The sequence below is a fragment of the Erwinia phyllosphaerae genome (genome assembly GCF_019132875.1).
Classification (GTDB): domain Bacteria; phylum Pseudomonadota; class Gammaproteobacteria; order Enterobacterales; family Enterobacteriaceae; genus Erwinia; species Erwinia phyllosphaerae.
Genome location: NZ_JAHSPF010000012.1, coordinates 58466 through 71980 on the forward strand (window position 1 = coordinate 58466; position 13515 = coordinate 71980).

Genomic DNA, 13515 nt, shown 5'->3' on the forward strand with positions numbered 1-13515 from the left:
GCGAGAAAGTTAATGAAAACAGTAACCGCTATCGCTCTGGCGTTGGGATTAACCACCGCGCTGGCGCAGGCTGCCGACGCGATCCCCACGGTCAAAATGGATCCGGCGCTGCACGACCGTTTGCCTGCCGATATTAAGCAGGCGGGCAAAATGATCTCTGTTAATAACGGTTCTTTTCCGCCCTATGAAATCGTGGAAGGGCCAGCCTCCATGAGCGGCGCCTCGGCCGATTTAGGCGAGGCGCTGGCGCAGCTGCTGGGCATAAAAATCGAGCATGCTACCGTCAGCGGGCTTTCCGGCGTGCTGGCCGGTATTAAATCCGGGCGTTATCAGCTGGCAATCGGCCCGATTGGCGACTATCCGGATCGCCAGCAAAAAAATGATTTTATCGACTACGTGCAGGAGTTTGTGGTATTCGCCGTACAGAAAGGCAATCCGGCAAAAATCAACGGCCTGGAAGATACCTGCGGCAAGCGCATTGCGGTGATGGCGGCCGGATCGGCGGAGCAGGTTATCCGCAAGCAGTCCAGGGCCTGCGTGACGGCGGGTAAGCCTGCGGTAACGGTGCAGTCGTTTACCGATCAGCCTTCTTCCATTCTGGCGGTACGTTCAAAACGTTCGGACGCTTTTTTCTCTTCTCAGGCACCGCTGGTCTATTTTGTGGAGCAGTCGCATGGCCAGCTGGAGCTAACCGGACAAGGCAACAAAAACGGCTTTGGCGATATTTTCCAGGGGACGGTCGTGCCAAAAGATTCCGCGCTGGGAAAAGTGGTGCTGGACGGCTACAAAGTGTTGTTTAACAACGGTACCTATGCCGCCATCATGAAAAAGTGGAAGCTGGACGGCAATATGATTAAGGTGCCGGGCGTCAATCTGGCACAAGGAGCGGCAAAATGAAACCGGCTGCCGCCAGAGAAGCAGAGCAGCGCGACGTGGCTTTTGCCCGGCCGAAACCGCGCTATGGCCGCATAGCTTGCTGGATAATCGTGTTGTGCGTAGCGGCCGACGCCGGCTGGCTGATAGCGGAAAACCCAAACTTTGAGTGGAGCGTGGTTGGCAAATGGTTTACCGAAGCATCGGTGCTAAAGGGGTTGCAGGTCACGCTTGGGCTGACCGTGGTCTCCATGATCCTGGGTACGCTCCTGGGTTTGCTGTTAGCGGTAGCCCGGCTCTCTGATAACGTGCTGTTAAGCGGTCTATCACGTCTGTATATCTGGTTCTTTCGCGGCACGCCGTTGCTGGTACAGCTTATCTTCTGGTACAACATGTCGACCCTGTTTCCCCACGTGACGCTGAGTATCCCTTTTGGCGGGCCGATCGTTGCCAGCTGGAACACTAACGATCTGATTACGCCGCTAACCGCCGCGATTGCTGGCCTGGCGCTTAACGAAGCCGCCTATATGGCGGAAATTATCCGGGCTGGTTTACAGTCGGTGGACAGTGGGCAGTTTGAAACAACCCAGGCCTTTGGCATGAGCCGCGCCCGCGCGTTGCGCCGCATTATTATTCCACAGGCGATGCGTGCAATTATTCCGCCAACCGGCAATCAGCTTATCAGCATGATTAAGGCGACGTCGCTGGTGAGCGTTATTGCAATGGGCGATTTACTTTATTCTGTCCAGTCAATCTATAACCGTACGTTTGAAGTGATCCCCATGCTGATGGTTGCGGTCATCTGGTATCTGTTAATCACTTCCGTGCTCAACGTCGGACAGTCTGCGATTGAGCGTTACTATTCACGAGGCGTTCGCCGCAGCGCCTCCGCCGCCAGGCACCGCTGGCCGTCTGTTCCGCTGGTTAATCGCCTTTTGCTGCATAAGGAGGAGCTATGATCCAGCCGCTGGTACAGGCGCGTAACGTGCAGAAAAGCTATGGTGATAACAGTGTTTTAAAAGGCATCGATCTCGACGTCATGCCCGGTGAAGTTGTGGTGATTTTGGGGCCTTCCGGCTCGGGAAAATCAACTTTTTTACGCTGTATCAATCACCTGGAAGAGATGAGTGCCGGGTCGATTATGGTTAACGATCGGCAAATTGGCTACGAATTAAAAAAAGGACGGCTGCAACGCCTTTCGGCGCGGAAAATAGCCCGGCAGCGCCAGGAAATTGGCATGGTTTTTCAACAGTTCAATCTCTACCCCCATCTGACCGTACTGCAAAATATTATTGAAGCGCCAACGGGCGTGCACAAACAGTCGCGTTCGGCCGCGGTAGAGTATGCCACCGAGCTGCTGGCAACGGTGGGCTTGAGTGATAAAGCGCATGCCTGGCCTCGTCATCTTTCCGGCGGCCAGCAGCAGCGCGTGGCTATTGCCAGGGCGTTAGCTATCCGGCCAAAGCTGATGCTGTTTGACGAACCCACCTCCGCGCTCGATCCGGAACTGGTTGGCGAAGTACTGGCAACCATGCGAACTCTCGCCGAACAAGGTTTGACGATGATAGTGGTGACTCACGAAATTGGCTTTGCCCGCGAAGCGGCCGATCGGGTCGTTTTTATGGACGGAGGCGTGGTGGTAGAGCAGGGGCCGCCGGAAGAGGTACTGGTTAATCCGCAGCATCCGCGATTTCAGGCTTTTCTGCGCCGGTTTATCTGATATCATTCTGCGAAGCGCTGTGCAGATCTTACTCTGTTACAGGTTGCGGTTGTATTGACCAACGATCTGCGCGTTAATACACTTTATGGTTATTGACCTTTAACGGTCCGGTTAAAAAAGAAGGTGTGTATGGAAGGTATCAGTATTGCCAAACTGCTGATCATTGGTGCTCTGATTGTATTGCTGTTCGGAACCAACAAGTTACGCTCTCTGGGCGGTGATTTAGGGTCGGCTATCAAAGGCTTTAAAAAAGCGATGAGCGATGACGACACCTCCGCGAAAAAAGCGCCTGTCGCTGAAGAGAAACCGGCTGAGCAGGTTGCTCACAAAGAGTAATTTCCCGCGAGAAGCGATAAAAAAACGGATGACCTGGTCATCCGTTTTTTGTATCTGTTGCAGAAATGTAATTTTTTATTTCACTTCCAGGCCTTTTGCCTGCATATCCGCATGATAGGAAGAGCGTACGAACGGGCCGCAGGCCGCGTGGGTAAAGCCCATTTCCATCGCCGCCTCTTTCATTTCGTCAAATTCGGCCGGACTTACGTAGCGCTGCACCGGTAAATGGTGACGGCTTGGCTGGAGATACTGACCCAGCGTCAGCATGGTCACGCCGTGACGACGCAGATCGCGCATGACTTCAACGATTTCAGCGTTGGTTTCGCCCAGGCCCACCATCAGGCCAGATTTGGTCGGGATTTCCGGATGCGCTTCTTTAAAACGCTCCAGCAGCTTCAGCGACCACTCGTAGTTAGCGCCGGGACGGACCTGGCGATAGACGCGCGGTACGTTTTCCAGGTTGTGGTTAAACACGTCCGGCGGCGTGGCGTTAAGGATTTCCAGCGCGCGATCCATACGACCACGGAAGTCCGGCACCAGCGTTTCGATTTTTATCGTCGGGCTTTTTGCACGGATGGCGGTAATACAGTCCGCAAAATGCTGAGCACCACCGTCACGCAAATCATCGCGATCCACAGAAGTGATAACCACATAACGCAGGCCCATATCGGCAATGGTCTGTGCCAGCTTTTCCGGCTCGTTAGCGTCAGGCTGAACGGGACGGCCATGCGCCACGTCACAGAACGGGCAGCGGCGGGTACAGATAGCGCCGAGGATCATAAAAGTGGCGGTGCCGTGGTTAAAGCATTCTGCAAGGTTAGGGCAGGAAGCCTCTTCACAGACGGAGTGCAGACCGTTTTTACGCATTGCGGCTTTGATGCCCTGAATGCGGCTGGAGTCGGCAGGGAGCTTGATCTTCATCCACTCCGGCTTACGTAAAATCTCGGTACGCTCGGTGACCACGGTTTTTACCGGGATCAGCGCCATCTTATCTGCGTCGCGGTATTTTACGCCGCGTTCCATCTGAATCGGTTTACTCATAATCTTGCAATTTCCAGGTTGGCGTGCGCTAGTCAGCCGCAAAAGAGCCGCGTGATCAATTTTTTTTGATAAAAGCGAAAAAATTATATCACCTTGCACCGCGAGTTTCAGCCGGGCCGACGGAGAAAATGTGACGAAATTGTAAAGTTAAGGTTGAGCCTGCGGCGTAAGCCAGTGTAGCGAGGTGATATCCAGCAGGTGCGCAAAGTGTTTTATCAGCAGCGGCTGCACATCGGCCAGCGTTACGCCGGGACGAAAAGCGCTGAGCTGGGTCATTTCAAGACCGGCATAGCCACAGGGATTGATACGTAAAAAAGGCGCGAGGTCCATGTTTACATTGAGGGCCAGACCGTGAAAAGAGCTGCCGTTGCGGATCCGCAAACCAAGCGAGCAGATTTTTTTGCCGTCCACGTAAACGCCGGGCGCATCGGCTCTGGCTGCGGCGGTAACGTTAAAATGGGCCAGCGTATCGATAACCGTTTGTTCAATCGCGGTGACCAGCTGGCGCACGCCGATTTTGCGGCGCTTCAGATTAAGCAGGACATACATTACCTGCTGGCCAGGCCCGTGGTAGGTAACCTGGCCGCCGCGATCGCTCTGCATAACCGGAATATCACCAGGCATCAGCAAGTGCTCCGCCTTACCCGCCTGGCCCTGGGTGAAGACGGGCGGATGTTCAACCAGCCAGATTTCGTCAGGCGTCTCTTCACCGCGCTGATTGGTAAAGTCGTGCATGGCCTGAGAAACGGGCCCCCAGGGCTGTAGCCCCAGCTGGCGAATAAGTAAGGTATCCTGATGCATAGCTGTTCCGGTCAGTTTTACAGCACCATACGGACGATTTCTATTTTGCCCAGCTCTTCATACAGCGTTTCCACCTGCTCAATGTGGGTAGCCGTAATGGTGATAGAAACCGAGTGGTAGTTGCCTTTGCTGCTGGGTTTGACATCCGGAGAGTAGTCGCCCGGCGCATGACGCTGAACAACTTCAACTACTTGATCAACCAGCTCTGGCTGTGCCAGACCCATCACTTTATAGGTGAAAGGCGTAGGAAATTCGAGCAGTTCTTTAAGGTTGGTTTTCATAATGGCTCCGGTAAAGCTAAAACAAAGACTCCCGCCGCAGCGGGAGCCTGGATATAAATTCAATATGGGGCGCATTAAGACCGAAATCAAGCGCCCGTTGGCGGCTTAGCCGAACCAGTGATGGAACATCAGCTTGATGTAGTCGACGATGCGGCCAAAGAAACCGCCTTCCGGCATATCGTTCAGCACCACCAGCGGGTGCTGTTCGATGGTTTTGCCATCCAGCTGGAAGTTAATAGTGCCGACAACCTGGTTTTTCGCCAGCGGTGCATGCAGTTCGGTATTGCTCAGCGTATAGCTGGCTTTCAGATCTTTCATGCGGCCGCGAGGGATGGTCAGGTAAACATCCTTCTGAACGCCAAGCTGAACGCGATCGCTGTTGCCGAACCAGACCGGCTCAGAAGCAAACTCTTTACCTGCTTTCAGCGGCGCGACGGTTTCAAAGAAGCGGAAGCCCCAGGTCAGCAGCTTTTTGCTTTCGGTTTCACGGCCTTTATAGGTGTGGCCGCCCATCACTGCCGAGATCAAACGCATCTGGCCTTCGGTTGCCGAGGCGACCAGGTTATAGCCCGCCGATTCGGTGTGGCCGGTTTTGATGCCGTCAACGTGCAGGCTGGTGTCCCACAGCAGACCGTTACGGTTGGTCTGGCGAATGTTGTTAAAGGTAAAATCTTTTTCTTTATAAACGGCGTATTCATCCGGCACGTCACGGATCAGCGCCTGGCCAATCAGCGCCATATCGCGCGCCGAGCTGTACTGGCCGTCCGCGTCAAGGCCGTGTACGGTCTGGAAGTGGGTGTTTTGCAGGCCAATCGCCTTAACATAGTTGTTCATCAGGCCGACAAAAGCGTCCTGGCTGCCCGCGACGTAATCTGCCATCGCTACGCAAGCGTCGTTACCTGACTGCAACACGATGCCGCGAGTCAGCTGGGAAACCGGTACGCGATCGCCCGGTTTCAGAAACATCAGCGAAGAACCTTTAAACACCGGGTTACCGGTAGCCCAGGCATCTTTACCTACGGTGACCACGTCGTCCTGGTGAATTTTGCCTGCTTTTACCGCCTGACCAATTACATAGCTGGTCATCATTTTAGTCAGGCTGGCCGGATCGCGGCGCGCGTCAGCGTTTTTTTCAGCCAGCACTTTGCCTGAGTTGTAGTCGATCAGGACATAGGCTTCGGCATCAATGTCCGGTACGCCGGGGATCATGGTTTTGATGTTTACATCTTCGGCATGGGCGAAGGTAGTGAGGCTAAGGGCAATCAGCGAACCAGCCGCCAGACGTTTAAGCTGTTGGGAAGAGGTCAGAATATTCATGTTGGGGACGACAACATCCATGGCTAAGTTAAAAAAAGTGACTCACTATAGCAAATGCGTTTCTGCCCGGCATCCGTCTTTACCTGCCGGAACGGCGTGGCGCAGACGGATTTCCGGACATCGGTCACATTTTACCAGAGGCTGTGGTCACGAAAGAGGTAAGGCTGGCTTCGCTGGAAAGACGCTGCTGTAGCGCAGCGGCCTGTTGGCGCGAGGTAAAGTGGCCTAGCTGGACGCGATAAACGTTGCCGCGTGCGTCAACGCTTCCCGGTACGCCAAACTTTTTACTCAACGACGTCATCAGCTGTTGCGCTCGCGTTGCGTCGCTCAGCGCACCGGCCTGCACAACGTAAACCGTACCGCCTGTGGCCGCGACTGGCGCAGCAGCAACGGGCGCTGGAGCAGCAACGGGCGCTGCGGTTTGCGGAGCCGCTACGGGAGCGGGTTCCGGCTCGTTACCTTCCAGCACGCCATTAGGCAGCGGCTGCGGTGCGCCTAAAAAGCCGCTGCTGCGTACCGGCGCGCCCATATTGTCGTCGCTGCTGAGCGTGCTGTTATCAACAGGACGGGTTGCCGGTTCGGCTGGCGTTGCAGCAGGCTGCGTACTGGCTGACGAGGGATCCACGGCAGCGGCCCCCATCGTTACCATACCGCCGCTGAGATCGGGACGCGGCGGCAGGGCATAGTTCTGTTTCGCTACCGTGGTCCCAATAGTACCGGGGCCGGACAGCGAGCCGTCTGGCGCGACCTTGATATAGTCCACTTTTACGCGGCTATTATTGGAGATATTCAGGCGATCGCCGGCCGCTTTTGAGAGATCGATAATGCGGCCTGGCTTATAAGGCCCGCGATCGTTAACGCGCACCACTATCTGGCGGCCGTTGGCGAGGTTAGTCACGCGTACGTAAGCGGGCAGAGGCAGCGTTGGATGAGCGGCGGTCAACGCCTGCGAATCGTACGTTTCGCCAATGGCGGTACGCGTACCGTCCGCTTCTTCGCCATACCAGCTTGCCAGCCCGGTTTCGCTAAAGTTGTCCGGGTTTTTCACAATGCGGTAGTTCTGGCCGTTAACCCGATAATCCTGGTTGGCATTCGGGCTAAGGGGTTCGTAGCGCGGCTCCACGCCGCCAATTTCCACTACGGGACCGTTATAGGCCTGCTGTTGGGTAACAGGTGCCTGCTGTTGTTCAGTAGTACAGCCAGCCAGCAGTGCCGCCGTCAGGCCAATCCAGAGCCAATCCTTACGCATATAAGCCTCTTAAACGCTTTTTGACAACAGTTTACGGTGGGTGTGAATCGACATGATAATGCCAAATCCGGCCATCAGGACGATAAGGGCGGAGCCGCCATAGCTGACCAGCGGCAGCGGGACGCCAACCACCGGTAATATACCGCTGACCATACCAATATTCACAAAAACATACACAAAGAAAATCAACATCAGGCCGCCTGCCATGACTCTGCCGAAGGTGGTTTGCGCCCGCGCCGCCATTAGCAGGCCGCGCATGATCACCAGAATATAAAGCACCAGCAGCACCAGCACGCCCACCAGACCAAGCTCTTCGGCCAGCACGGCAAAGATAAAGTCCGTATGGCGTTCGGGTAAGAACTCCAGCTGCGATTGCGTGCCGTGCAGCCAGCCTTTGCCGCGCAGGCCGCCGGAGCCGATGGCAATTTTAGACTGGATAATATGATAGCCTGCGCCCAGCGGGTCGCTTTCCGGATCAAGCAGCATCATCACGCGGTCGCGCTGGTAATCATGCATTAAAAAGAACCAGAGTACCGGGACAAAAGCCGCAACCAGCAGCACCGCGACCAGAATCAGCTTCCAGCTCATACCGGAAAGAAACAGCACAAACAGCCCGGAAGCCGCAATCAGGATGGCCGTGCCGAGGTCGGGCTGCGCGGCGACCAGCAGCGTAGGCATAAAAATCAGCACCAGCGCGATGGCGGTATTTTTTAACGTCGGGGGGCAGATGTCGCGGTTAATAAAGCGCGCGACCATCAGCGGCACGGCGATTTTCGCTATTTCCGAAGGCTGAAAGCGCACGATGCCCAAATCCAGCCAGCGCTGCGCGCCTTTACTGATGTGGCCAAAGGCATCAACGGCCACCAGCAGCACCACGCAAAGAATATAAAGATAGGGTGCCCAGCCTTCATATACGCGCGGCGGGATCTGCGCCATGACCAGCATAATAACGATACCCATCGCTATCTGGCCCAGCTTGCGCTCCATCATGCCCGGATCCTGGCCGCTGGCGCTCCAGATCACCAGCGCGCTGTAGACCAGCAGGGCAGAGATTAAAATAAAAAAGGTGGGATCGACGTGGATTCTCGTCCAGATAGTGCTTTTCTGATGACGATCGTTCATGGTTATTCGCCTTCGTAGCCAGACGGCACCGGGGCGGCGTCTGGCAGGTTAGTATTGTTGTCCCCGAGCATAATGTGATCGAGGATTTGACGCATGATGGTGCCGACTGCCGGACCGGCGCCGCCGTTTTCCAGGATCATCGCCACCGCCACGCGCGGCTTGTCATAGGGCGCGAAAGCGGTCATCAGCTTGTGGTCACGCAGCAGCGCGGAAATTTTATGGGCGTTATAGGTTTCGTTCTCTTTCAGACCAAATACCTGAGCCGTACCTGACTTGGCGGCGATTTTATACGGCGCGTCAGCAAAGCTTTTGCGCGCCGTCCCGTTTGGGCGGTTTGCTACGCCGTACATACCGTCTTTGGCAATTTCCCAGTTACCGGAATGAATGTCGGCCACGGGCGGAATGTCGGGCTGTTTCCAGGGCACTCTGACGTTGTTTAGCGCGTTGGACATCATCAAATGCGGCGTACGCACCACGCCGTCGTTAATCAGAATCATCATCGCTTTATTCATCTGCACCGGGGTAGCCGTCCAGTAACCCTGGCCGATGCCGACCGGAATGGTGTCGCCCTGGTACCAGGGTTTTTTAAAGCGCTTCATCTTCCATTCGCGGGTAGGCATATTGCCTGCGGTCTCTTCCACCAGATCGATCCCGGAAAGATGGCCATAGCCAAATTTACCCATCCATTCGGAAAGGCGATCGATGCCCATGTCATAGGCGACCTGATAGAAAAAGGTATCGGCCGACTCTTCCAGCGACTTCGTGACGTTCAGATGGCCGTGCCCCCAGTGTTTCCAGTCGCGAAACCGCTTTTCAGAGCCGGGAAGCTGCCACCAGCCGGGATCGAACAGGCTGGTGTTCTTGTTAATCACCCCGGCAGAGAGGGCGGAAACGGCAATATAAGGCTTCACTGTAGAGGCGGGCGGGTAGGCGCCCTGGGTCGCGCGGTTAATCAGCGGCCGGTCAGGATCTTTCAGCAGCTGGCTATAGTCCTTACTGCTGATACCGTCGACAAACAGGTTCGGATCGTAGCTTGGCATGGAAACCATGGCCAGGATTTCGCCGTTGCGCGGGTCGGTTACCACCACGGCGGCGCGGCTACCGGCCAGCAGCGTTTCGATATACTGCTGCAGTTTAAGGTCGATGGTGAGCCAGATATCCTGGCCGGCCTGCGGCGGCTGCTCGTGCAGCTGTCGGATAACGCGGCCGCGGTTATTAACCTCTACCTCTTCGTAGCCGGTTTTGCCGTGCAGTAAATCTTCGTAATAGCGTTCGATGCCCAGCTTGCCGATATCGTGCGTGGCCGCGTAGTTCGGCCATTTGCCTGCTTTATCCAGCCGGTCAACGTCGCGATCGTTGATTTTAGAAACGTAGCCAAGCACGTGGGTCAGGGCAGAGCTGTAGGGATAGTAGCGGCGCTGGTAGCCCTTCACCTCTACGCCGGGAAAGGCGTACTGGTTGACGGCAAAACGGGCAACCTGCACTTCATTCAGGCCGGTTTTAAGCGGAATAGAGGTAAAGCGGCGCGAGCGCTTGCGCTCTTTTTCAAAAGCGACAATATCTTCGTCGGTCAAATCGACCACCGACCGTAGCGCCAGCAGCGTTTTTTCCAGGCTTTCGACCTTTTCCGGCACCAGCTCAATCTGGTAAATGGTGCGGTTTAGCGCCAGCGGCGTGCCGTTGCGGTCAAAGATAATGCCGCGGCTGGGCGCGACGGGCACCAGCTTGATGCGGTTCTCATTGGAACGGGTACTGTAATCGGTATAGCGAATAATTTGCAGATGGTAGAGGTTAGCGATCAGCACGCCGGAAAGCAGTAAGATGCCGAAAAAAGCGATCATTGCCCGCCGAACAAACAGCGTCTGTTCGGCGGTATAGTCACGAAAGGCGTTACGTTGTAATTTCATCCGCTGCTTTAATCTGTCCCGTTAAGCTCTATTCGCGATGGTAAGGATGGTTGGTCGTAATACTCCATGCCCGATAAAGGCTCTCGGCCACCAGCACGCGTACCAGCGGATGAGGCAGGGTCAGCGCGGAGAGCGACCAGCTCTGCTCGGCTGCCGCTTTGCAGGCCGGTGCCAGTCCTTCCGGGCCGCCGATCAGCAGGCTGACATCGCGGCCATCCTGCTTCCAGCGCTCCAGCTGCGTAGCCAGCTGCGGGGTTTCCCACGGCTGGCCCGGAATATCCAGCGTGACGATGCGGTTGCCTTTACCCGTGGCGGCCAGCATCGCTTCGCCTTCTTTTTCCAGAATGCGTTTAATGTCGGCGTTTTTTCCGCGCTTGCCGGCCGGCACTTCGGTCAGCTCAAACGGCATATCCTTGGGAAAACGACGCAGGTATTCCAGAAATCCGGTTTGCACCCAATCCGGCATTTTGGTGCCGACGGCGACCAGCTGCAGCTTCACTCGTTAACTCCAGAGTTTTTCGAGTTCGTAGAGGCGGCGGCTCTCTTCCTGCATGACGTGCACAATAACATCGCCGAGGTCGACCACAACCCAATCAGCGGCTGCTTTGCCATCAACGCCGAGCGGCTTCAGGCCCGCGGCGCGCGATTCCTGCACGACGTGATCGGCGATAGATGCCACGTGACGCGTGGAGGTGCCGGTACAGATAATCATGCAATCGGTAATACTGGATTTGCCCTGTACGTTAACAGACACAATATCCTGGCCTTTCAGGTCATCGATTTTATCAATGACAAATTCCTGGAGTGCTTGACCTTGCAAAAGGTTCCCCTCTGAATACGGTTAGAACGAGATGGTTTTCCGCCAGGCGGAAAGACTATTATCCCATGTCGGCGCGGAAGATCCACGATCCTGTACTGAATAATTGTGAGCTGATGTCGCTGCTCGCTAAAAATCCTGGCAGCGGAGGATAACAGCCCCGGCCTGAGAGTCAATGGCGGCGGCGCTTCCTTTACTTTAGAAAAAGAGTGAATACGTGGGCAGGAGGTAAAGCGGAAGAGGGGATTACCTCTTCCGCTGGCGTTAACTATTTATCGGTAATAACCAGGTCAGGGAAATGCGCTTTTACGCATTCGGCATAATCGCCCTTTTTAAATGCGCTATAAGGTGTCTGATAACCCACCAGTTTACAGGCATAGCTCTTGCCGCCAGGATTTTGCGCGCTGTAGTCCCAGTTCTCTTCCCAGTAGATGGGTAACGCGCCGGCACCGCCTTCCGCAAACTGTTTCATATTTTTACAGCCCAGCACCTCACCCTCGGCAATCGGTACATTCAGCTCTTTGGCAAAAGCTTCGTAGTATTTAATACGGTTGAGTGACTGAGCCACCTCGACGCTGCCGCCGCACTCGACGCCGCCGTTGATAATCTGCGTGGTCACGCCAAAGCCAGGCACCAGGCCATCCGCTTTATCCTGCGCGTTAGGTTGCCATGTTCCATCAATAACAAACTGCATGCTGGGTTTCGGCGGCTGCGGGTAGATATAGAAGAAGATGGCGCTGGCCAGGTTCAGCCACGTATCGGCTACCAGTTCTGGTTTATCAAGCAGCACGCGCACGTCGCCATACATCGCCTCTGAGAACGGGCCATAGTTGTAGTTGTAGCTAAGCTGCTTGGCACCGCGGCCAAAATAGCTCAGATAGCGGCCTTCTTTATCCTTGCCGCACGGCCAGGCTTTGCCCTGCCAGGTATCCGGATTACATTCGCCGTTGTAGCCGTTCGGCTGGCCTTCAACCCAGCCCATCTCACGTACCCAGTGCAGGCCCTGACGCCATTCAGGCACGTCGCCATGAACATTGTGTTCGCCGGTTTCCTGGGAAAAGTGCGCAAACATGGTTGCCAGCGTTTTGCGGCAGATCTGATCTGCATCACGACCGTCGGTATAGTCACCGCAAAGACGAGGGAATTTACCCACGGCCTTCAGGAAATTATCGTAGGTATAGGCGGCGTCGCGGCGTGGGAACAGATAATCCCAGCGTGCGGCATCAATAATTTTTTCCACGCGCTGCACGTTGGACGGATTATCTTTTGCGCCAGCGGTGATTTTTTCTACCCGGTCGTTGTCCAGCGTGGCAATAGAAGCGATGACTTCGCTCATCAGGCCACCGCTGGTCAACTGCGTTTCTGCTTTTTCCAACTCGCTGCGGGAGAGCTTCATCGTGGCTTCTGGCTGACTGCCGTCGGCATCATCGCTGCCGTTGCCGGTATAGAGAGACCAGGCAGATGCCCAGCCGTGGCCAACGCCAGGCTCATAGGCCAGCGCGCTGCCGCTACACCAGGCCGCGACCCCTTCTTTACAGATATAATCTTTGCCGGCGTTGCTGACGATATCGCCTGATTTATAAGCCGTGCCTGCTACGTAAGGCGGGTAGTCGGACGGGGTTACATCCGGTACCGGATCGGGTTCCGGTGTAACGTCGGGGGTCGGCTGCGGCGTCACATCTGACTCATTGTCAGGCGTGCCGTTGTCCTGCACCAGCTCCCACGGCGTTTCCCATGGATTAGCGACTATTGCATCCGGACGCTGGCCTTCGCCCACCCACCATTTGGCGTGATAAGTTTTACCGTCCAGCGTGACGTAAGATCCTGCGGGATAAGTTTGCTGTGGGTTATACAGGTCGTGAGCAAAAGCATTACAGGAAATGGCTATACAGCTGGCAAGCAGTAATTTTTTTATACATCTTTTTTTTCGTTCAATCTTCATTGTATTAGTCCCAAACTGAGGTCTGATTTTAATAAAAGCGCGGTTATTTTTTATTGGCAGGCGACAGGCGGGATTTTAAACAGGGAATATCTGCACGGGAAATTATTAA

At 55.2% G+C, this 13515-nt stretch carries 14 protein-coding genes; 4 read left to right on the forward strand and 10 right to left on the reverse strand.

Annotated features, from left to right (window positions below; genetic code table 11):
• The first annotated feature begins 12 nt into the window (after positions 1-12).
• From KUE00_RS18475 to tatE, 4 genes are all read left to right on the forward strand, one after another.
• Positions 13-897, forward strand: coding sequence for an ABC transporter substrate-binding protein (locus KUE00_RS18475; RefSeq protein WP_246761461.1), 885 nt, complete (start codon positions 13-15; stop codon positions 895-897).
• Positions 894-1832, forward strand: coding sequence for an amino acid ABC transporter permease (locus KUE00_RS18480; protein WP_246761462.1), 939 nt, complete (start codon positions 894-896; stop codon positions 1830-1832). The genes KUE00_RS18475 and KUE00_RS18480 overlap by 4 nt, the downstream gene beginning before the upstream one ends.
• Complete coding sequence (locus KUE00_RS18485) at positions 1829-2593, forward strand: amino acid ABC transporter ATP-binding protein (protein WP_246761463.1); 765 nt, start codon at positions 1829-1831, stop codon at positions 2591-2593. Before KUE00_RS18480 ends, KUE00_RS18485 begins: the two co-directional genes overlap by 4 nt.
• 129 nt (positions 2594-2722) lie before the next feature.
• Positions 2723-2929: a twin-arginine translocase subunit TatE gene (gene tatE / locus KUE00_RS18490; RefSeq protein ID WP_147196202.1), complete on the forward strand. Its 207-nt coding sequence runs from the start codon at positions 2723-2725 to the stop codon at positions 2927-2929.
• 75 nt (positions 2930-3004) lie between these two features.
• Here the strand turns inward: tatE and lipA are convergent, their stop codons facing one another.
• The 10 genes from lipA to KUE00_RS18540 all read right to left on the reverse strand — a co-directional run bounded on the left by lipA (position 3005) and on the right by KUE00_RS18540 (position 13406).
• Positions 3005-3970, reverse strand: coding sequence for a lipoyl synthase (gene lipA / locus KUE00_RS18495; protein WP_246761464.1), 966 nt, complete (start codon positions 3968-3970; stop codon positions 3005-3007).
• Positions 3971-4117: 147 nt separating this feature from the next.
• On the reverse strand, positions 4118-4771 hold the full coding sequence (lipB, locus tag KUE00_RS18500) for a lipoyl(octanoyl) transferase LipB (RefSeq protein ID WP_246761465.1): 654 nt from the start codon (positions 4769-4771) through the stop codon (positions 4118-4120).
• A gap of 17 nt (positions 4772-4788) precedes the next feature.
• Positions 4789-5052 carry a DUF493 family protein YbeD gene (gene ybeD, locus KUE00_RS18505; protein WP_158783723.1) on the reverse strand — a complete coding sequence of 88 codons (264 nt, stop codon included), beginning with the start codon at positions 5050-5052 and terminating at the stop codon, positions 4789-4791.
• Between the two features lie 105 nt (positions 5053-5157).
• A complete protein-coding gene (dacA, locus tag KUE00_RS18510; RefSeq protein WP_246761466.1) occupies positions 5158-6369 on the reverse strand; it encodes a D-alanyl-D-alanine carboxypeptidase DacA in 1212 nt (403 codons plus the stop codon).
• Between the two features lie 124 nt (positions 6370-6493).
• Positions 6494-7618 (reverse strand): endolytic peptidoglycan transglycosylase RlpA, encoded by a 1125-nt coding sequence (rlpA, locus tag KUE00_RS18515; RefSeq protein WP_246761467.1) that lies wholly within the window; start codon positions 7616-7618, stop codon positions 6494-6496.
• A gap of 9 nt (positions 7619-7627) precedes the next feature.
• Entirely contained in the window at positions 7628-8740 is a 1113-nt protein-coding gene (gene mrdB, locus KUE00_RS18520) for a peptidoglycan glycosyltransferase MrdB (RefSeq protein WP_246761468.1), read from the reverse strand.
• A 2-nt stretch (positions 8741-8742) separates the two neighbouring features.
• Positions 8743-10647, reverse strand: a complete 1905-nt coding sequence (gene mrdA, locus KUE00_RS18525; protein WP_246761469.1) for a peptidoglycan DD-transpeptidase MrdA — start codon at positions 10645-10647, stop codon at positions 8743-8745.
• A 28-nt stretch (positions 10648-10675) separates the two neighbouring features.
• Complete coding sequence (rlmH, locus tag KUE00_RS18530) at positions 10676-11146, reverse strand: 23S rRNA (pseudouridine(1915)-N(3))-methyltransferase RlmH (protein ID WP_246761470.1); 471 nt, start codon at positions 11144-11146, stop codon at positions 10676-10678.
• A 3-nt stretch (positions 11147-11149) separates the two neighbouring features.
• Entirely contained in the window at positions 11150-11467 is a 318-nt protein-coding gene (gene rsfS / locus KUE00_RS18535; protein ID WP_246761471.1) for a ribosome silencing factor, read from the reverse strand.
• 265 nt (positions 11468-11732) lie between these two features.
• A complete protein-coding gene (locus tag KUE00_RS18540; RefSeq protein ID WP_343215895.1) occupies positions 11733-13406 on the reverse strand; it encodes a glycoside hydrolase family 19 protein in 1674 nt (557 codons plus the stop codon).
• Positions 13407-13515 lie beyond the last annotated feature (109 nt).

Bases quoted from the DNA above. Each gene is read 5' to 3' on its own strand.
- rlpA (WP_246761467.1), bottom strand. From the start codon at position 7,618: ATGCGTAAGGATTGGCTCTGGATTGGCCTGACGGCGGCACTGCTGGCT.
- mrdA (WP_246761469.1), bottom strand. From the start codon at position 10,647: ATGAAATTACAACGTAACGCCTTTCGTGACTATACCGCCGAACAGACG.
- ybeD (WP_158783723.1), bottom strand. From the start codon at position 5,052: ATGAAAACCAACCTTAAAGAACTGCTCGAATTTCCTACGCCTTTCACC.
- mrdB (WP_246761468.1), bottom strand. From the start codon at position 8,740: ATGAACGATCGTCATCAGAAAAGCACTATCTGGACGAGAATCCACGTC.
- lipB (WP_246761465.1), bottom strand. From the start codon at position 4,771: ATGCATCAGGATACCTTACTTATTCGCCAGCTGGGGCTACAGCCCTGG.
- KUE00_RS18485 (WP_246761463.1), top strand. From the start codon at position 1,829: ATGATCCAGCCGCTGGTACAGGCGCGTAACGTGCAGAAAAGCTATGGT.
- dacA (WP_246761466.1), bottom strand. From the start codon at position 6,369: ATGAATATTCTGACCTCTTCCCAACAGCTTAAACGTCTGGCGGCTGGT.
- KUE00_RS18480 (WP_246761462.1), top strand. From the start codon at position 894: ATGAAACCGGCTGCCGCCAGAGAAGCAGAGCAGCGCGACGTGGCTTTT.
- tatE (WP_147196202.1), top strand. From the start codon at position 2,723: ATGGAAGGTATCAGTATTGCCAAACTGCTGATCATTGGTGCTCTGATT.
- lipA (WP_246761464.1), bottom strand. From the start codon at position 3,970: ATGAGTAAACCGATTCAGATGGAACGCGGCGTAAAATACCGCGACGCA.
- KUE00_RS18475 (WP_246761461.1), top strand. From the start codon at position 13: ATGAAAACAGTAACCGCTATCGCTCTGGCGTTGGGATTAACCACCGCG.
- KUE00_RS18540 (WP_343215895.1), bottom strand. From the start codon at position 13,406: ATGAAGATTGAACGAAAAAAAAGATGTATAAAAAAATTACTGCTTGCC.